This is a genomic window from Streptomyces albus subsp. chlorinus (assembly GCF_013302895.1).
In the GTDB taxonomy this organism is placed as follows: Bacteria; Actinomycetota; Actinomycetes; order Streptomycetales; family Streptomycetaceae; genus Streptomyces; species Streptomyces chlorinus.
In genome coordinates this window covers 78,680-96,413 of record NZ_VJOK01000001.1, presented here as the reverse complement: position 1 = coordinate 96,413, position 17,734 = coordinate 78,680, and the positions used below count along the sequence as shown (strand labels likewise).

The window sequence follows — 17,734 nt, the reverse complement described above, 5'->3', positions numbered from 1 at the left end:
GGCGGCGAGCTGCCCGCTCAGGGGGCGACCTCCGGCCAGCCCGCGTCGTCCTCGATCAGCTCCAGGTCCGGCGGCACGAGAGTGGTGGACTCCACCAGCCCCTTGATCAGGTTGTGCAGCAGGCTGTTGTCGGTGGGGCGGCCCTGCGACTTGTCGTGCATCAGCGGGTAGCGGAAACCGCTGCGGTCCAGACGGCGGCGTACGGCCTCGATCCGGTGCTCGATCCTGCGCTCGTTCCAGCCGGCGTCCCGGCGGAGGTAGGCGAGCTGCCTGGCGGCCATGGAGTAGGTCAGGGGGCGCGGGTCCTCCTCGTACAGCAGATACCGCTGGCCCAGGACGACCAGCAGCAGCCGTTCGTCGTCGTCGAGCGCGAAGGTCTCCGGCCGTACGGTCTCGGCACGCCGCCGCGACACCGGCCCCTGGTCGTCGTGGCCCGAGACATACAGCTCGACCAAGTGCTCCCGGTAGCCGGTGCCCTTCACGAACAGCGGGGTGTAGCCGGTGTCGAGGGGGATGGGCTCGGTGCTGAGGTGCATCATCCGGCCACGCGGCAGCCGGACGAGCTGTCGTCCGGTGTTGCGCAGCCACCACATGCCCTGGCGGTACGTCAGTTCCCCGTGCCGCCGGCTCACCCGCAGGTCGTCCACGCCGACGCCCAGGTCAACGTCGGGTTTCTCACCGCGCCCGAAACACAGGGTGACCCCCTGGCGGGGCGGTGCGCTCAGCTCGTCGGTGACCGTCCGCGCGTGCAGGGTTCCCGGCGCGGCGGCCGCGACACCGCGAGCGAGACTGGTGGAGAGCGCCATCGCTGATCTCCTCGGTTCATGGACTTGTGAGTGCGGACTACGCGGCACTCGTACCGCGCTGTGACCAGTGTGCGCATCCGCTGCGGGACCCCTCCCCGGAACCGGCCGGTAGGAAGACGCGCACGCCGACGCGGGCACCGCCTGCGCGGGCAGCGGCAGTGGGACGACAGCTCCGGGGGAGGGGCTTCGGGGAGGGGCTCCGGGGGAGGGGTTTTCGAAGAGGGGGAGGGGCGGGCCGTCGTCCACGACAGCCCGCCCCGAGTTGGAGCGACGGCCGGCGCAGCGGAACCGTTCGTCGGTCACACCAGTGGGCCGGGACCGGTCCCGGGCGGTCTCCCCTACCGTCACCGCGGACCAGGAGACCAGGGCTTGTCGAGCCGCGTCCAGCAGTGAGCGGGCCGGCTCGCCCCGTCCAGTCATGAGGAGGCGCCACTTATGCATCTTCGGGGAGTTCCGGAACCACTCGGCCGTCCCCCGCGAGCGAAAGGACGCACCGGTGCGCCGGAGCAGCACCATCCGGGTCCTGCCTTTCTGGTGCTGGTCAGGAACTTCCACCTGGCCAACTCCGTCGCCGTGGGCATGAGGTCGCGGCTCGCCGAGGCCGGCGCCCACGCGCCGGTCCTCGTACCGACCATGTACGAGGACCAGTTCGCCGCGCCGGATGCGGCATGGCGGCTGCGCACCTGGTGGGACCGGCAACGCACCGGCGTCGAACTGTCCGAGGCGGTGGTGCTGATCGTCGACGTCGAGGAACTCGCCGGGCTCGGTCGGGTCACGTATCTGGCGGCGCAGCCGGGGCACACGAGGCGTTCGTACCAGCGCGGCGGTGCTGTTGTCGAGGTACCGGCGGGCACGGTCGGTGAGCTGACGGACATCGTGGTCTCCGGCACGCTCGGTGACGGCGGACCCGGTGCGCGACCGGTGGCAGCGCGGCCGGTGTTCTCGGCGCCGCGCCCGGAGCGCAACGCGACGCCGCTGTGGGACCGCCAGCTTGCTCGTACGGCTGCGCTGACGGGGGCGCTGGGGATCGGTGCCTGGCTGCTGTCCGCGGTCGTGCAGCCGGGCCAGGCACAGGCCGCGGACGGGCGCCAGCACTCCCACCACCAGCAGATCGACAGCCAGCAGGAACGCGACAACCCTCGGGACCCCGGCGCCGGCGCGGGATCCGGACAGCGCGCGGAGACCGCGTTCTCCGGGCCCGGGGGGTCGGACGATCCGGTGCCGCCGCCTCCGCCGCCTTCACCGCGGGAGCCGACGCCGTCCCAGGCGGCTCCCCAGACAGGGGCACCGGAGCCCGGCGCGGTCCCCGCACCGCCGCCCGGGTCGCCGCTGTCGGACTTCATTTCGGGGAAATGGGCCGACGACGGCACCGCGGCACCCCCGTACGACCAGTTTTACGGCCTGACCGGGACCGTGCCCGCGCCGCACCCCGGGTCCGGGACACCCGACCCCGAGGGCGACGGGCCAGAACCACCGGTGGCTGCCCCCGACAGAACCGCACCGGGCGCGCCCCCGGCCGCTGCGACCCCGCAGCCCGGGGCCGGCCAGGACGCTCCCGCGGACGGTGCCCCCTCGGCACCCGGGAGTGGGAGCCGACCCGACGGGGCGAACGTCAACGCTCACGCGAACGAACCCGCCCCCACCCCCGGATGGGACTGGAGCGACTTTTGGGGGCGCACCTTCGACGGTGGCTACACCGGCTTCGTCAGCCCTGATCAGATCGTGTCCGCTGTCGAGGGTTTCAGGGACCCGGACAATGTCCGCCGGCTCCCCGAACCTGAGGGCGAAAGTGACGGCAAGAAGGCGGCAAAGGGGATTCTCAAGCGGGTTCCACCCGTCACAGCTGCTCTGGGCGCCCTGTGGAACGCGAGTGCCTACACCAACGAGCACGCCACGCCCGAGTACAAGAGGGCCATACGTGAGATGGACGGCGGGATCCCACCGGACCCGTCGCGGGACCCCCTCAACCCGGCGTTCCAACCCACTCGGGCTGAGGTCTCCGCGGGCGTAGCCAAACCCCCCGGCCAGGGGAACGGCCCAGCCCCGTACATCCCCGGTCCGATCAACGGCGGCATACTGCCGAACCAGCCACTGGCCAACCTCCAGGAAGTCGCGCCGCAGCCGGAGCCGCCCGCGTCGTCACCTTCGGAGCTGGCCCGTGCGGAGGAAGCGCGTGCGGCTCAGGCACGTGCGGCCCAGGAGCACGAGGAGAAGCAGGCGCCGACGTCGCCGCCGCCTGGGACGGCTCCAGAGCCCGAGGCTCCGGCCGGTACGCCTCCGACTCCCGGCCCGGCTCCGGCGCCGCTTCCGGCACCCGGTACGCCTCCGGCTACCGCGCCGCTTCCGCCTCCGCCTTCGGCGTCGGCGCCGCAGCCGGAGGCTCCCGCCCCGGCGCCCGAGGATGGAGCCCCGGTCGAATCGGCCCCGCCCGCGCCTGAGGGCGAGGCGCCCGACCCGCTGGTGCCGGACGCCCCGCCCGCGCCTGAAGACGGCGCTCCTGGCACCTTGCCCGCTTCGCCGGTGCCCGGAGATGGCGCTCCGGAAGCGGCGCCTGTGGCTGAGGCCCCTGCTCCACCGGCTCCCTCCGCGCCCGAAGGCGAGGCGCCGGCCCCGCCTCCGCCGCCCGCGCCGGAACCCGCACCCGAGCCCACGCCGGAACCCGAGCCCGCCCCTGCGCCGGAGCCCGAGCCCGCACCGGATCCTGCGCCCGCGCCAGAACCTGCACCTGAGCCTGCCTCGGAGCCGGAGCCGGAGCCGGAGCCGGAGCCGGAGCCCGCACCTGCCCCGGAACCCACGCCGGAACCCGAGCCTGCACCGGCCCCTGACCCCGCCCCGGAACCCGAGCCCGCGCCCGCACCCCCACCACCTCCTGCTCCCGCTCCGTAACGACCCTCCCGCTGCCGCCTGGCCCGGGCGGCAGCGGGTTCCGTTCCCAAGAACCTCACGCCGGGGCCCTCATCGCTGGGACGGCCACGCCTACGTTCCTGCAACGGACCACTGCACTCGGAGGAGGGAGAGCGGCGGTCTTCCTCCGCCAACATCGATATCTGGACCAACTACGGACACCGACGCCTCGGAAGAGGCGCTGGAGCGTCTTCGGTACGCCTGTACGCCTGTACGCCTGTACGCCGACATCGTCATCTCGCCCCTCGCCACCCACCCCTGCCAACCGAGTCTCCAATCGGCTGCTCGGCGCTCACGGGGAGCGGTTGGCTGAGGCGGCAACTGTGGTTCTCAGCCAGCTATGCCAGGATCGAGCCAGGCCGTCCCCAGCAGCCGACGGTGTCAATGCCCGGGCATCCCCAGTGCCTGGTCGGCCGTCGTGAAGCGGTGCTCCGTCGGCTTCAGTACTTCGTAGAGGTAGCCGAAGTATTCCGTTTCCGCTGTTCCGGTGAGCACCGCCAGCAGGAAGTCGAGGCACCCCGTGTCGTGGTGCTCCCACAGGGGGCCGCGCCCCTCGTTGTAGAGCACGGTCCACTCGTCGGGGTGCTGACCGGACCGCACCAGCCAGTACAGGAACGCGCCCGTGCCCTCCTCGAACGCCCATGGCAGCACCCCGGCGCCCGCCTCCTGCAGGCCGGCCGGCTTGTCCTCGAACTCCCACAGGCCGGCCAGGATGTCGCTCCGTTCCGCTGCCTGCTTGTGCAGGTTGCAGTCGTCATGGGCGGAGTCGGGGACGAGCAGCCAGATCGTCTCGTCGAAGAGTCCGTCGCCGTATGCCTCCACAAGCTGCTTGTAGTCGGCGGGCAGAGCCGTACCGAGGGAGCGCTCGGTTCGCGTCCAGTCCACCGAGGGTGGCGGATCGGCGGGCGGCGGGCAGAGGCGAATCAGCGTGTCGAGGGCGGTCATGGGACGGACGTTATCGTTGTGCCCGCCGATACCCGTAAGCGGGCGGGGAGACCGGGGAGACCCACAGACGAACCTGGTCCACGTACACGGCCCGACGGGGTGTGGCCGTCTGCTGGGGTAGCCGCGTTTCTCGGTGGTCGATGTACGTGCTTGGCCGGTGGGGCGCCTTTCGGCAGCGCCGGCTGGGCGATCGAGAGCCGGACGACGGCCCGGCCGAAGCGCAGTTCATAGGCGAGTGCGAAAAGTTACTCCAGTTCGCGGGGCGCCAGTCCGGCCATGCCTCCAGGTTATCGCTGAAGGGCAAACCGGTCTTGGACGCGGGCGCAGCGCAGAGCCAAGAATGGCGGCCTGATCAACCACACGATGATCCTCTCCTTCGATCAGCCGCTGCCCGATACCGAACTCGATCAGTACCTCACAGACATCGAACAGGTCGTGCTCGACTCCGGTGCCGTGCAGTCGGTCACCACTCGGCGTCACATTTCCGTCCCCGGCGAGGAGGTCATTCCCGGCCTGATCGCCACCGCGATCGTGGAGGTGGCCGTCGCCGACACCGACGCCCTCGCGAAGGCTTTCTCCGCACCGGGCGTGCTCGAGGTCATCGGCCGCCGGCAGTCCCGGCACCCGTACAAGATCTCCTGGGCCAACCAGGAGGCACTGGCATGAGCGGCGCTTCCCGAAGGGCGGCCCTGGTCACCGGGGCAGGCAGCGGCATCGGCCGCGCGGCGGCGCTCCAGCTCGCCCAGAGCGGCGCCGCGGTGGCCGTGCTCGACATCGACGCGGACGCAGCCGCCGAGACCGCCGAAACGATCAGGAAGGACGGCGGGGAAGCGCTGGTCGTCACCGTCGACATCGCGGACGAGCGATCCGTCCAGGCGGCCGTCGAGCGCACGACCGCGGCGTTCGGAGGGCTCGATGTCGCGGTGAACAACGCAGGCATGGCCTCGCACGGCCACAGGCTCGATGAGATGACGCCGGACGAGTTCGAGCGGGTGGTCCGCGTCAATCTGACCGGCACTTTTCTATGCATGAAGTGCGAATTGCCGGCGCTGCGGCACCGTGGAGGCGGCGCGATTGTCAACATCGCTTCCAACGGCGGCCTGTACGCGATCCCGACCGCCCCCGCCTACGTGGCCGCCAAGCACGGCATTGTCGGCCTCACCAAGGTCGCCGCGGTGGACTACGCACCGGACGGCATCCGGATCAACGCGGTGTGCCCAGGTCCGACCCTCACTCCCGGGTGGGAGGAAGTGGCAGCCGGTACCGACATGATGGCGCGGCAGGCGGCGAACACGCCGCTCGGCCGGTCGGCCGCACCGGAGGAGGCCGCAGCGGCGGCACTCTGGCTCTCCTCGGACGCCGCGTCCTATGTCACCGGGATCACGTTGTCGGTCGATGGCGGACGACGGGCATGAGGGTCATCGCGGTCGAGGAGCACATGGCCACCGAGGCGTTCCTGCGCGTCGCGCACCGCTTGGACGTCCTACCGGGTGACGAGAGCGAGGTGGCTCTGATTCGTCCCTCCCCGGTACGGCCACTCCCTACCCCGGCCGAACTCGGCCGGCCGTGCACTCGCTGGTCGTTCCACAAGCGCGGCGACTCGCGGTATCCGCTTCGCCAGGGAGCCCACATTCGCAGCTTTATAGGTGCACGCTGGGGCAGAAGCCAGCTCGCCGACGTCGCCCCCTGACAGCACCCCGTGCACATCGCTTCCCGGGCCCACCGAAAAACTGAGAGGACACCTGTGAGCATCCGTACGACGCATCGGGCTCTGCTGAGCCGTCTGCTGCCCGATGACGAACCGGACGACCTGACCGTACGCCAGGGACAATTTCACGTCGTGGTCATTGGCTCGGACCGCGTCGTGTGCCTGCCGCGCACCCGGGCGGCGGCTGCACGGTTGCCCCAGCGGGTGGCCGCACTACGCGCACTCGCCGGGCTCGACCTCGGCTTCCGCACGCCTGAGCCGCTGCTCCAGGGCGGCGCCCACGGCACAGACGAGTCGCCGTTCCTGGTCCTCAGCCGCATCCCCGGGGAACCGCTGGAGGCCGACGCCCTCAACGATCCCCGAGTCGTTGACACCGTGGCGGCGCAGTACGCCACGCTGCTGTCCGGTCTGGCCCGTGCCGGCGCCGACAAGACGGTACGAGCAGTTCTCCCTGAGGCGCCAGAAGACCAGTGGCGGCGGTTCGCGGAGAACGTGCGCGCGGAACTGTTCCCGCTCATGTCGAGCAGCGGACGCCTGCGGGCCGAGCGGGAACTCGCAGCACTCGACGGCCTTCCTCACCTCACCCGGGCGGTCGTGCACGGCGACCTCGGTGCCGAAAACGTCCTATGGGACTGGACGCACGGCCTGCCGCACCTCTCCGGCGTACTCGACTGGGACGACGTCACACTCAGCGACCCGGCCGAGGACCTCGCAGCCATCGGCGCCAGCTACGGCCCCCAACTCCTCCAAAGGATCGTCACTCTGGGCCGCCCATCAGATCACCGGCTTCTTGCCCGCATCGCCGCGATCCGAGGCACATTCGCGCTGCAGCAAGCCCTCTACGCGATCCGTGACGGTGACGAGGAAGAACTGGCGGACGGCCTGACCGACTACCGCTGAGTGGCGCCAGCTGTGCTTTCCCGTCGGCGGGCAACCGCTGGAGCTTGCGGCACCGGGCACGAGCACACGACCGCCTCTCGGATTGCTGTCCGAACCAGAATCAGCGTCGGCCTTCCTCTCGGGAAGGATCGGAGCAGCCACCGATGCCTTCGGCGACAAACGGCAGCTCTACCTCCGCGCACTGCGCCGCTGCTACGAGACCAATACCGTTGTGCGGACCGAACTGCGGGGACAGCCTGGTCCGGTCAAGGACCGGTTGCGGAACCTGAGGGTGCAGGCGATCGACATCGACCTCACGGACCCGCCCTCCTCCGGCTGCCTCATTATTCGACCTCCATGGAGCTGGCCAACACCGACCCCGATATGGCACAGGAAGTGCAGCACCGCTTCACCACCGCCGAACAGGCCGCCCACGCCGCCCTCGCGGGGAGGCAGCGCAGCGGGGAGATCTCCCGCGCGTGAGCCGGTCCGGGCCCGGTACCGGAACCTGACGGGCCGACCGTCCCGGCGTAGAGAGTCTGGCGGCCGAGGGGTCGTCCAATCGCGCCATTGCCACTCCGCGAAGCCTGTCCTGGTCACAGTAGCTCTCGCCGGCTCCCTGCTGCCGGGGGCCAGCGCCACTTGAACGACGGCGAAGAACGCCGAGACGCGCACTCGTACCGATTGGCCGGCGTCGACAATGGCCGTCCCGATGGCGACGCCGATGCCCCCGGGGAGGGGGAATCGATGAGTGCCCCACCTGGTTGCAGGGTCATGGTCAGCATCAGTCGTGAAACACCACAGGAAACGCGCACCCGGCTGGGCCAGGTCCTCGCGGAGGCCGCCTTCGCGGTGCTGCCCGGGCAGTGGGCCTACCACGAATATCCCGCGAGCCCGGTACCGCAGCCGTCCGCCGGCGCCCTGGCACTGGTACGGGATGAAGAGAGCTGGTGCGTCCTCGAACCGGCGCGCGGAGACAAGGCGGAGCTGTTCGGCGCCTTCTCTTTCCACTTTCCCCAAGCAGCCGACAACAGCGGCTTCGTCGGCTGGCTGGCCGGCGAACTGAAGGACCGCCTCGGCACCGGCGTGGCCGTGCTGTGCGGGCACAACTCCGCGCAGGGCGGCATCTACGACTACTGGCTCGTACCCGCCCAGCTTCTGGACCAGGCAGTGGCGCACGTGCGTAGCCTGGCGGGCGGGGGTGGTGGTGCGGACCGTCGGTAGGCGGCGTCGGCCGACGACCTCGTCGGGATGCGAAAGGCCCGCCGGGGGTGGCCCGGCCGCTCGGTCGACGGGCCGGTCGGCCGATTGTGTGGTGGGGGAGGGGCTACGCGGTGGCGGACAGCAGCGCCGGGTCGTGGCGTGGACTCGAAGGCGCTTGAAGACGGCTGTGGCCGCTTTGTCGTAGCAGGTGAAGTCGTCGTGCAGGACCGACTCCGCGTTGGCCAGTTCCATGAGTGTCATCAGCTCGAAGGCGAGTTTCTCTTTTGGCGGGGCGGCCCCCTGCGCGAGTTCCGCCGCGAACTGTGCATGCCGGCCTCCCGCATGGTCCGCCGGTTCAGCTGCGGGCCTCGGTCTGCTGCGTACGGCTCGCCCCTCCCTCACCGAGCCCCTTCCTGGGGTGCTGGATCACCTCAGCGAGGCGGTGCGGCCAGCGACGGCCTGTACGGAGCGAGTATTCGTCTCGGGCTCGCCGGTCACTGACAGGCCGCCATGGCCTTTCCGCTGCTCCATTCCGTGGCGGTGGGCATCGCGGTGGGCCATTGCACCGAGCAGGAGGTGTGCCCGCGACATCGGTGGGGTGTTGTCAGGATCACCTCGCTGACCTCGCCGAGCTGTTCGACCTGCTGTGGTGTCAGCAGGTCGAGCTGGTCGAACAGGTGGGCGCGGACGCTGTCGATGGGTGCTGGGGCAGCGGTCCTCAAGGTGGTGAGGCCGTCGTCGGTGAGCGTGGCCAGCCAGTCGCGCCGGTCACCCGGATAGTGCTCGCGCCGCACCTACGCGTTGGCCTCCAGCCTGCCCAGGGCGTACGAGATTCGGCTCCGACTGGTGTTGGTGCGCTTGGCCAACTCGCGTATTGGCAGGGCTCGTGCCGAAGACTCGGAGAGCATCACCAGCAGTTCTTGGCAAGGGATCGGCATGCTGGCGGAAGTCTGCAGGGTCACGGTCGAGCCGGTCGGTCAGCAGGCGCATCGCGGACCTGGAGGCCCGCCAGGTGCGATGCTCGTCATCGGTCAGCCATCGCGTTATGAAGAGTCTTCCAAAAAGTTGCGAGCTGAACTACCCGCTGCGTGCGGTCGCGTTCAGTCATCAAGTCCTGAACTACTTCGTTCACGTGCGGCTAAAAGAAACGTCCAGCCGTACCGCCGTGGTTTACGGCGGTTGGTACCCCGGATGGATGTTTCTTCCGGAGGTTTCAGTAATCATTCCGTATGCGTCGACAACAACTGCCAGCCGAACGGAGTGAATGAATGGCGAATCATAGACGACGACTGTGGCCGCGTCGTTCTGTCCGGGCGATGCAGGTACTCTCGACAGTGGCCGTGGTCGGAGGTCTGGTCCTCAGTACGGCCCCCCAGGCCGCGGCTGCGGTCCCGTACCGCGACTGGACGCAGGCGCCCGGCAACGCGGCAGGTGTCGTCTTCGACCCGTGCGGCGACGACTGGCGCCTATGGGACAACGTGAACGACGGGCTGTCGGCCTCGGCCCGCTTCAACTACAAAGGCGTCAAGGACAGGTGGAAGACCGTGATGTTCGTCAAGGACGGCTACGGTCACGCATCCCGCAACGTTTCCGAGAAGTACCACATCTACTTCCAGGTCCGTAGCCCGTACGGTGACTCACCGATCGTCGAGTACAGGACCAGCGGCTGTCCGTGACGACGCCGGTGTCCGAAACCGCCCGTCGGGGCCGCTTCCGCACAGTCGGGCGGCGTCAGGCGGGCGGTCGCCGTTGGGCACGGCGCTCAGGCCCGGAGTAGCCGCTCTCACTACTGTGAACAGCAGACCGATCAAGCTCGGGGTGCCTTGAGGTAGTTGTTCTCCTGTCAGTCCCCTCTGGGACGCTCCGAACATGGAGATGACAGTGCAGCTGACGATCGACTGCTTCGATCCGCAGAGAATGGTGACTTTCTGGGCCGAGGCCCTGGGCTACGTGCCTGAGCCTCCGCCGGACGGGTATGCCACGTGGCGTTCTTACTGGGCGGCTCTGGGGGTGCCTGAGGCAGAGTTGCCGACCGGTGCCGGCGATGTTCCGGAGTCGATCATCGATCCCACCGGACGTGGACCAAGGGTGTGGTTCCAGCAGGTCCCGGAGCCGAAGGCCGCCAAGAACCGGTGGCACTTCGACCTGAAGGTCGGTGGGGGCCGTGATGTCCCACTGGACGTCCGCACACAGCGAGTCAAGGCTATGGTGGAACGGTTGGTCAAAGCTGGTGCGACCGTGCTGCGGATCAGCGATGAGCCGGACAAGGGGTTTTACGCCGTCGCCATGCAAGATCCCGAGGGCAACGAATTCGACGTCATCTGAGGGACGCTCGCTGCGACGGCCCGGTGCGCCTGAGCCGGTCGCCCCTTTGTGTTCCGGCCTGTCCCGCCACGGAGCACCGGCCCGGGTCCGCCACCGTATTCCGCCTACCAGCCGTGGCGCCCGCCGGACGAGCCCGCCTCCGACAACTCACGACACCCTCCATCGTGCCGCTGTCAGCCCCTGTCCTTCGTTCTCAATACGCCTGGCCAGAACGGTGACAACCCGGTGTTCGCCAAGGTGCTGGCACCATCCGGATGCCCCAGCCGGTCGGCAGGCTGGGGACGAAACGGGAGAGAGTCCTCGGGGAGGAGGCGTATTCGTTCCGGGCCAGCCGTGGTCATCTCCGTAGTCGTGGTCTCCTGGCAGTGATTCCACAGCCGACCGGCCAGGCATCGGACCGCAGGCGGCCGGACAGTCGCAGCTGTCGGCCGCCAGCCATCGGCCGTGAGGTTCGCAAGCAGAGCAACGCGATCGAGCGCTGTGCCAACAAGCTCAGGCAGTCGTGCGGTCTGGCCACCCGCCATGGCAGGACCGCACCAGCGTCAGCCTCGCCGCACTCCCCATAACAGGGACCTTCATCCGCACCGCGAGACGATCCGAAGGAGACGCCTTGGGCATGCCGGGCCGTCGAACAGCGCTGTGCGGCGGCCCCTGTGTCACCGGCCCGTAAAAATCTCGCCCTCCGCAGCCTGCTCCGCACGGTTACGGCCGGCCGGGATCTGCTCCGAGATCCTGTGGCCGTTCAGGCGTGCTGCCGTCTCAGCGCCCCGTGCGGAAGGCGCCCGCGCGTGCCGCTTCGTACGCGGCACGCGCCGCGCGCTCGGCGGCGGCTTGGTCGAGCGGAGTGCCGGTGGTCAGCAGCTGGTAGTAGAGGGGTGCCGAGACGGCGCGTACGACTTGTTCGGGGTCCGTGTCCGCGGGCACCTCTCCCCGCTCAGCGGCCTGCCGTACGCACGGCGCCCACTCCGCGACCCGGGCCGCGTAGAACCGGTGCAGCGCTTGGGCGGCGTGGGCGTCGGATGTCGCGGCGGCGATGACGGCCTTGAACAGTGCGCCCTGCCGCGAGTCCGTCAAAGTGCGCCGCACCAGTGTGGCGTTGGCCTCCAGCTCGCTCAGCAGCGAGCCCACCTCCACACGGGGCTCGGACTGCTCGGCCATGTCGTCGAGCAGGTCGGCCAGCAGCGCCGTGACCGTGCCCCAGCGCCGGTAGACGGTCGTCTTGCCGACTCCGGCGCGGCGGGCGACCTCCGCGAGATCGAGGTGTGCGAAGCCGCGCTCGGCGAGGGCGTCCCCGGCGGCGCGCAGCACTGCCTCGCGTACCCGCGCCGTACGCCCTCCAGGGCGCACCGTGCCGGGTACGGCGCCGGCGTCCGGCGCGGTCGTCATCCGCCGGTTTCCCTGCCCAGTTCTCACAACGGGTCTCCAGTTCCCTTAACGGCTCGCACTTGCTACAGTACTGGCAAGCGTTAACGGAACCAGGGTCCCGTTAATCGCCGGTCGGGCTGCGCGGAGGCATACGCACAGTTACCTGTCAAGACGAGGAAGTGGGAGCAGGTCATGGAATATCGACAGTTGGGCGCTTCCGGGCTGCGGGTCCCCGCGCTGAGCCTGGGAACCGGTACCTTCGGCGGTCGTGGGCCGCTGTTCGGAGAATGGGGCGACACCGACGCCCGCGCCGCGCGCCGTCTGGTGGACATCGCCCTCGACGCCGGGATCACGATGTTCGACACTGCTGACGTCTACTCGGCCGGAGCCTCCGAAAAAGTGCTCGGCCAGGCGGTCAAGGGCCGCCGCGATCAGGTGCTCATCGCCACCAAAGCCGGGCTACCCATGGGCGAAGGGCCCGGCGACTACGGCACGTCACGCGCCCGGCTCATCAAGGCGACCGAGGACGCGCTGCGCCGCCTGGGCACCGACCACATCGACCTCTTCCAACTCCACGCGTACGACGCGGCAACCCCGCAGGAAGAGATCCTCGCGACCCTCGACCAGCTGGTCCGTGAGGGGAAGATCCGCTACACGGGCGTCTCCAACCACTCGGGCTGGCAGCTGATGAAGTCCCTCGCCACGGCCGATACCTACGGCTACCCGCGACACGTGGCGCACCAGGTGTACTACTCCTTGATCGGCCGCGACTACGAGTGGGAACTGATGCCTCTGGGGCTCGACCAGGGGGTCGGCGCGGTGGTGTGGAGTCCACTGGGCTGGGGACGGCTGACCGGCAGAATACGCCGCGGACAGCCGTTGCCCGAGGGCAGCCGCCTCCACCGCACCGCCGCCTTCGGCCCGCCCGTCGATGACGAACTACTCCACCGCGTGGTCGACGCGCTCGACGCCGTCGCGGAGGAGACGGGGCGCACGATCCCGCAGGTCGCGCTGAACTGGCTGCTGCGCCGTCCGACGGTCTCCTCCGTCATCATCGGTGCCCGCGACGAGGAGCAGTTGCGGCAGAACATCGGCGCGGTCGGCTGGAGCCTCACGCCCGAGCAGGTCGCCAGACTGGCCGAGGCCGGTGCCAAGGACGCGGCCTACCCCTACTTCCCGTACCAGCGCCAGGAGGGCTTCGCCCGGCTCAGCCCCCCGCCGGTCACCCTCGACCAGCCCGCCCCGCCCGACGCACAGGCCGCCTGACCGCCTGACCCTGTGCGGCCCCTTCCCCCGGTGCGGGAAGGGGCCGGTCACCGACGCCGATGTCGAACGTGTCGTCGTCAAGACACTCAAGGAAGCACCGAGGAAAGCCACCCATTGGTTGAGGAGGGGCTGACGCGATCCTCGACAAAGCTGTCACCTGCTGCCGACGCATCGCTGGCTCAGTCAGGGGGAGCGCAGGGGCCGGACCGGTGGTCGCCCGGGAGCCATGGTCGGCAGGGACCGCGGGCGAGTCGAGGGCGGCGGACGCGCCGGGGAGGCAGGACGTGCACGGGAGAGGAGAGGCGCGACGGTGAGTCGTAGTCAGCTGACCGTCAGCCAGGCGGGCTCCGCACGGGACTGGTCGACGCGGCCGAAGACCACGTCGGCGAAGTGGACGCCGAAACCGACCGTGCCCTCCTCAGCGAGTTCGGCGACCAGGCGGCGGCGCTGCTTCGCCGCCTGGCAGGTGTCGAGGTCGACGGCGACCGGCCACTGGGGGTGGGTCACCTGGAGCGGTGAGTGCATCGCGTCCCCGAACACGATGAGGCGTTCGTTTCCCGCGGTGACATGGTAATGGACGTGGCCTGCGGTGTGGCCGTCGGAGGCCACTACGTGCACGCCCGGGAAAATCTCCTCCCCGTTGTTCACCGTGCGCACGTGGGGGGCCATGGTCTGGAGGATGTCCTCGCTGACCCCGCGTTCCCTCAGCGTGTGGCGATGCTTCCACTCGGGCTCGGCGACCAGGTACGGGGAGCCGTCGAACGGGAGCCTGTCGCTGTCGGGGAGCGGGCTGCGGGCCCAGCCGATGTGGTCGAGGTGCAGGTGAGTGAGGGCTACCGCCTCTATCTCCTGCGGCGTACGGCCGGCCGCGGCCAGGCTGTCCAGCAGCGCGCCCCCGTGGACGGCGCCACGCGGCTGGCCCGGCCGGGCCTGGAGCGCATGCGGGCCGAATCCTGTGTCGATCAGCAGGGCGCGGCCGTCCCGCTCGACCAGCAATCCGCCGACGCCGCCGGTCAGCCTGCCGCGGTGGTCGAGGTACTCCGGGTGCGCCGCCCAGTCCTCTTCGGTGCTCCCGGGGAACATCCTGAGGGGGTCGAAGTCCAGCTCGCCGTCGGGGAGGCAGGTCACCTTGACGCCGCCGAGCTGGAGCGACCGTAGCCGGAAAGGTCTGCGCAGCCGGTCGGCCGTCGGGGGTGTCGCGACCCTGCGTCTGGGCGCCATTTGTTCTGCCGGACGGTTTGCGGCCTGATCGCGGGGACCGTCCTGGACATCGGTGATGGGCATCACTGTGCTCCCTGAGCGAGGCTGTTCACCCACGGGCCGCCATTCCGCGGGCGGCGGCCCTGCTGCTGGCGACCAGTCCACCGCGCGGACCGGCGAGCGGCCAGCGGCAATCCGCGATGGTGCCGATCACGAATCCTGATCGGCCCGTCCCGCCTCGCGGCATGCCTCCACCAGCGGGCGCAGCCGCCCGGGGTCCGCTTGGGTGTGCACTGTCAGAACCGTCGGCAGTGAGAAGCCCGGAGAGTCCACCGGGAGGAAGGTGACCCGCCCTCCGGGCAACTGGCGGGCCTCGGCAGCGTAGACGACGGTCCACCCGTCCGCCCCCGCTCCCAGCATCGCGAGTGAGTCCCGCAGGGAGCTGTGGAGCGGCCCGGGCACTGGTGCGAACCCGGCGTTCCGGCAGGCGTCCGTCACCAGGTCCACCAGCGGCGGATTGTTCCGGCGGGCGGTCAGCGACAGCGGCATCCCGGCGAGCTGTCGCAGGTCCACGCTCTGCTGCGCGGCCAGCGGCAGCCGTGCCGAGAACGCCACCACCAGCTCGTCCTGCCACACGGGGATCTGCCGCACCTGAGCGGGCGTGACCCTCTCCCCACGGACGAAGGCCGCGTCCCATTCCCGGTCGGCGACCCGCCGCAGACGTTCCCCGGCCTCGTCCGAGCGCAGCTCCACGCGCAACCGCGGTGCTCTGCGGGCCAACGACTCCAGGACCCGCTCCAGCCGTTCCCCCATCCCGCGGCTGGTGCCCACCCGCAGTACCGTCGCGCGTTCCGTGACGAAGGTTCCGATGGCGGCGAGCGCCCGCTGCTCGGCGTCCAGCACAGCGCGGGCCTCCGGCAGAAAGACGGCACCCGCGTCGGTCAGCCGGACACGGCGCTGGGAGCGGTCGAACAGCTCCACCCCCAGTTCCCGCTCCAGGCGGCCGGCCTGCTGGCTCACAGCGGACTGCACGATCATCAGCCGCTCGGCCGCCCGCCCGAAGTGCAGCTCCTCGGCCACAGCGACGAAATATCTGAGCTGGCGCAGTTCCATGGCCTCAACAACCCGAGCGTCTCGATCTACCGTAGCCACGCCACGCTACGACGTCCGGACCCAGCGCCCGCGTAGTGGCTGTTGCCGCGGCCCCTGTGGCGTGCGAGGAGGCTTTCCGTGTGCTGATCAAAGTTTCCGCGCGCAGATCGAAGATCGAAGAAGAAGATCGAAGAAGGACAACGCTCGGGAGAGACCGCACCGGACCATGATCTCGCAGCCCTGGGAAGCTTGCTGCTGAACACGGTTGTGGGCCTGCGGCTCATGGCGCGCGTCGCGGAAGGCTCTGATCGGCTCGTCCGGGTGATCGATGCGACGGTCGGCCCTCTCTGACCGCAACCGTAACCCAGTACTCGCTCCGCTCGAGGTGGCTGTTGCCCACATTCCGTGCTCCGAGTTCAAGAACTGGAGTGTCACGGACCTCGACCTCACCGGTAAGACAGCAGTCGTGACCGGGGCCAGCCGGGGCAGGGGGCTCGCCACTGTCCGGACTCTCGCAGCCGAAGGCGTTCGCGTCGTTGGCGCCGCCGCACCATTACATTCGGGACAAAGGGAACCGGTGCCTACACGGTGTCGGCCGATCGAAGCACCGCCGAAGGCGTCGCCACTCTCATGGAGAGGCCCTCACCGAACTGGGCGGCATCGATCTGCTGGTGAACAACGTCGGGCCGAGGCCGACGTGCAGTCCGTCGGTTTCCTCGACACCGACGACTCCCGGTGGACCCGCACCTTCGACCTCGAACTGCTCAGTGCCGTGCGTGCCGCCGCCCGCGCGGCACTGCCTAGCCTGATCGAGCGCCGAGGATCGATCGTCAGCGTCTCGTCCATCAACTCGCGGCTGGCCGCCGCCGGCCCGGTCGCCTACAGCGCGGCCAAGGCGGCCCCGGCCGCACTCGGCGCATCCCTGGCCGAGGAGTTCAGGTCCCAGGGCAGGGGGTGCGCGAGAATCACCCGGGGTGGTGCGCACTGCCATATGGGAGGATGCAGGGCTTTGGCGGCAAGGCGGCGGCCGAGGCCGGGGCGGAGCACACCGCGCTCCTTGAGCAGATCCCGCAAGCATTCAAACCTCACTACCGGCCGCATCACCGAGCCCGAAGAAGTAGTGGCCTTGATCGCATTCCTTCTCTCGACGTCGCGGGTAACATCACCGGCGCGGACCGCTTCATCGCCGGTGGCACAGTCAAGACATTCTGAACCACGCAGTCCCCACCGGCGCGGGGCTACTCCTGCGGGGCTGACTTCTGTGGTTGCGGGTTGCGGGCTGCGGGCTGGAATCGGCCACGTTGCGGGCCCGCCACAGCGCCCGGTCTCTCTTGCTGCCGACGAGTTCGCCTGCGTCGAACTGGCCGATCCACCACATGGTTCGGTCCTGCGCGATGCGTGCGTAGCCGCCTCGGGGCCGCTGGGGGACGATCGTGACGAATGTGGGATCCGGTCCCTGCCGAGGGCGTCGGCGAGGAGGCTGTTGAGGTCCGGGCTCGGCACCATGAGGAATCGGCACCATGAGGAACTGGTGGGTGGCCGGGTCGTAGAGACCGCGCGCATCGGGTGTCCGGCGGCGTCGAGGAACCGGGCCTCGACGGTCCCGCCCTGCGCCGGACATCGCCCCGACGCCGAGGGTGTCGAACTCCCGCAGCGTTGGGACGCAGGCCGATGCCGGCCCCGGCGGCCCGCACCTGCGGCGCCTGTTCCAGCACGGTGACCTCATGCCCGATCAGCCGCAGCGTAGCCGTGGTGTGAAGCCGACCAGGTCGCCCCCCACTCACGGTGCATCGTTCCCTCGTTTGCCGTCCGATGCGGTGGTGAGGCCAGCCGAGGACGGGAGACGGTGCCCTGACCGCTCTGTTCGGAGGCGGCAATGTTCGGCGGCTGCGCGCACCGAAGCCGGGCGCCGTCCAACATCGAGGTCGCGGCCACTCGGTACCTCGCGGAGGCAACCATGACGTCGTACCTTGAGCGAATCCTGCAAAGGCTCGAACTCCGCGACCGGATCCAGGCCGTGATCTGTGGAACTCTCCATGCC

The 17,734-nt window shown here is 69.8% G+C and carries 15 protein-coding genes; 9 read left to right on the top strand and 6 right to left on the bottom strand.

Features of this window, described 5'->3' with window-relative positions; genetic code table 11:
• Nucleotides 1-17 precede the first annotated feature (17 nt).
• Nucleotides 18-806 carry an FHA domain-containing protein gene (locus tag FM076_RS00470; protein ID WP_173867975.1) on the bottom strand — a complete coding sequence of 263 codons (789 nt, stop codon included), beginning with the start codon at nucleotides 804-806 and terminating at the stop codon, nucleotides 18-20.
• Between the two features lie 3,285 nt (nucleotides 807-4,091).
• Nucleotides 4,092-4,655, bottom strand: coding sequence for a hypothetical protein (locus FM076_RS00465; RefSeq protein ID WP_180217686.1), 564 nt, complete (start codon nucleotides 4,653-4,655; stop codon nucleotides 4,092-4,094).
• A 363-nt stretch (nucleotides 4,656-5,018) separates the two neighbouring features.
• Between FM076_RS00465 and FM076_RS00460 the strand changes: the two genes are divergently transcribed.
• The 5 genes from FM076_RS00460 to FM076_RS00445 all read left to right on the top strand — a co-directional run bounded on the left by FM076_RS00460 (nucleotide 5,019) and on the right by FM076_RS00445 (nucleotide 8,466).
• Nucleotides 5,019-5,321 carry a hypothetical protein gene (locus FM076_RS00460; protein WP_428814618.1) on the top strand — a complete coding sequence of 101 codons (303 nt, stop codon included), beginning with the start codon at nucleotides 5,019-5,021 and terminating at the stop codon, nucleotides 5,319-5,321.
• On the top strand, nucleotides 5,318-6,070 hold the full coding sequence (locus FM076_RS00455) for an SDR family NAD(P)-dependent oxidoreductase (RefSeq protein ID WP_173867974.1): 753 nt from the start codon (nucleotides 5,318-5,320) through the stop codon (nucleotides 6,068-6,070). Before FM076_RS00460 ends, FM076_RS00455 begins: the two co-directional genes overlap by 4 nt.
• A gap of 329 nt (nucleotides 6,071-6,399) precedes the next feature.
• Nucleotides 6,400-7,263, top strand: coding sequence for a viomycin phosphotransferase (gene vph / locus FM076_RS00450; protein WP_173867973.1), 864 nt, complete (start codon nucleotides 6,400-6,402; stop codon nucleotides 7,261-7,263).
• 336 nt (nucleotides 7,264-7,599) lie between these two features.
• The gene (locus tag FM076_RS34555; RefSeq protein WP_274598771.1) at nucleotides 7,600-7,725 is read left to right on the top strand and encodes a hypothetical protein; all 126 of its coding nucleotides are present in this window, start codon (nucleotides 7,600-7,602) and stop codon (nucleotides 7,723-7,725) included.
• A gap of 291 nt (nucleotides 7,726-8,016) precedes the next feature.
• A complete protein-coding gene (locus FM076_RS00445; RefSeq protein ID WP_173867972.1) occupies nucleotides 8,017-8,466 on the top strand; it encodes a DUF6196 family protein in 450 nt (149 codons plus the stop codon).
• Nucleotides 8,467-8,939: 473 nt separating this feature from the next.
• Here FM076_RS00445 and FM076_RS33020 read toward each other — a convergent pair whose 3' ends face one another.
• Complete coding sequence (locus tag FM076_RS33020; protein WP_202034899.1) at nucleotides 8,940-9,239, bottom strand: hypothetical protein; 300 nt, start codon at nucleotides 9,237-9,239, stop codon at nucleotides 8,940-8,942.
• Nucleotides 9,240-9,761: 522 nt separating this feature from the next.
• Here FM076_RS33020 and FM076_RS00435 point away from each other — a divergent pair.
• The gene (locus FM076_RS00435; protein ID WP_173867971.1) at nucleotides 9,762-10,121 is read left to right on the top strand and encodes a hypothetical protein; all 360 of its coding nucleotides are present in this window, start codon (nucleotides 9,762-9,764) and stop codon (nucleotides 10,119-10,121) included.
• Between the two features lie 193 nt (nucleotides 10,122-10,314).
• The gene (locus tag FM076_RS00430) at nucleotides 10,315-10,770 is read left to right on the top strand and encodes a VOC family protein (RefSeq protein WP_173867970.1); all 456 of its coding nucleotides are present in this window, start codon (nucleotides 10,315-10,317) and stop codon (nucleotides 10,768-10,770) included.
• Nucleotides 10,771-11,529: 759 nt separating this feature from the next.
• Here the strand turns inward: FM076_RS00430 and FM076_RS00420 are convergent.
• Nucleotides 11,530-12,156, bottom strand: a complete 627-nt coding sequence (locus tag FM076_RS00420; RefSeq protein WP_173867968.1) for a TetR/AcrR family transcriptional regulator — start codon at nucleotides 12,154-12,156, stop codon at nucleotides 11,530-11,532.
• 171 nt (nucleotides 12,157-12,327) lie between these two features.
• Here FM076_RS00420 and FM076_RS00415 point away from each other — a divergent pair, with 171 nt between their 5' ends.
• On the top strand, nucleotides 12,328-13,401 hold the full coding sequence (locus tag FM076_RS00415; protein ID WP_173867967.1) for an aldo/keto reductase: 1,074 nt from the start codon (nucleotides 12,328-12,330) through the stop codon (nucleotides 13,399-13,401).
• Between the two features lie 321 nt (nucleotides 13,402-13,722).
• Here the strand turns inward: FM076_RS00415 and FM076_RS00410 are convergent, their stop codons facing one another.
• On the bottom strand, nucleotides 13,723-14,622 hold the full coding sequence (locus FM076_RS00410) for an MBL fold metallo-hydrolase (RefSeq protein ID WP_173867966.1): 900 nt from the start codon (nucleotides 14,620-14,622) through the stop codon (nucleotides 13,723-13,725).
• Between the two features lie 189 nt (nucleotides 14,623-14,811).
• Nucleotides 14,812-15,714: a LysR family transcriptional regulator gene (locus tag FM076_RS00405; RefSeq protein ID WP_173867965.1), complete on the bottom strand. Its 903-nt coding sequence runs from the start codon at nucleotides 15,712-15,714 to the stop codon at nucleotides 14,812-14,814.
• Between the two features lie 307 nt (nucleotides 15,715-16,021).
• Here FM076_RS00405 and FM076_RS33220 point away from each other — a divergent pair, with 307 nt between their 5' ends.
• Nucleotides 16,022-17,413 carry an SDR family NAD(P)-dependent oxidoreductase gene (locus FM076_RS33220; protein ID WP_243274243.1) on the top strand — a complete coding sequence of 464 codons (1,392 nt, stop codon included), beginning with the start codon at nucleotides 16,022-16,024 and terminating at the stop codon, nucleotides 17,411-17,413.
• Nucleotides 17,414-17,734 lie beyond the last annotated feature (321 nt).

Excerpts from the sequence above, each read along its gene's own strand:
- FM076_RS00470 (WP_173867975.1), bottom strand. The coding sequence starts at position 806 with ATGGCGCTCTCCACCAGTCTCGCTCGCGGTGTCGCGGCCGCCGCGCCG.
- FM076_RS00465 (WP_180217686.1), bottom strand. The coding sequence starts at position 4,655 with ATGACCGCCCTCGACACGCTGATTCGCCTCTGCCCGCCGCCCGCCGAT.
- FM076_RS00460 (WP_428814618.1), top strand. The coding sequence starts at position 5,019 with ATGATCCTCTCCTTCGATCAGCCGCTGCCCGATACCGAACTCGATCAG.
- FM076_RS00455 (WP_173867974.1), top strand. The coding sequence starts at position 5,318 with ATGAGCGGCGCTTCCCGAAGGGCGGCCCTGGTCACCGGGGCAGGCAGC.
- FM076_RS34555 (WP_274598771.1), top strand. The coding sequence starts at position 7,600 with ATGGAGCTGGCCAACACCGACCCCGATATGGCACAGGAAGTGCAGCAC.
- FM076_RS00445 (WP_173867972.1), top strand. The coding sequence starts at position 8,017 with ATGGTCAGCATCAGTCGTGAAACACCACAGGAAACGCGCACCCGGCTG.
- FM076_RS00435 (WP_173867971.1), top strand. The coding sequence starts at position 9,762 with ATGCAGGTACTCTCGACAGTGGCCGTGGTCGGAGGTCTGGTCCTCAGT.
- FM076_RS00430 (WP_173867970.1), top strand. The coding sequence starts at position 10,315 with ATGGAGATGACAGTGCAGCTGACGATCGACTGCTTCGATCCGCAGAGA.
- FM076_RS00420 (WP_173867968.1), bottom strand. The coding sequence starts at position 12,156 with ATGACGACCGCGCCGGACGCCGGCGCCGTACCCGGCACGGTGCGCCCT.
- FM076_RS00415 (WP_173867967.1), top strand. The coding sequence starts at position 12,328 with ATGGAATATCGACAGTTGGGCGCTTCCGGGCTGCGGGTCCCCGCGCTG.
- FM076_RS00410 (WP_173867966.1), bottom strand. The coding sequence starts at position 14,622 with ATGGCGCCCAGACGCAGGGTCGCGACACCCCCGACGGCCGACCGGCTG.
- FM076_RS00405 (WP_173867965.1), bottom strand. The coding sequence starts at position 15,714 with ATGGAACTGCGCCAGCTCAGATATTTCGTCGCTGTGGCCGAGGAGCTG.
- FM076_RS33220 (WP_243274243.1), top strand. The coding sequence starts at position 16,022 with ATGCGACGGTCGGCCCTCTCTGACCGCAACCGTAACCCAGTACTCGCT.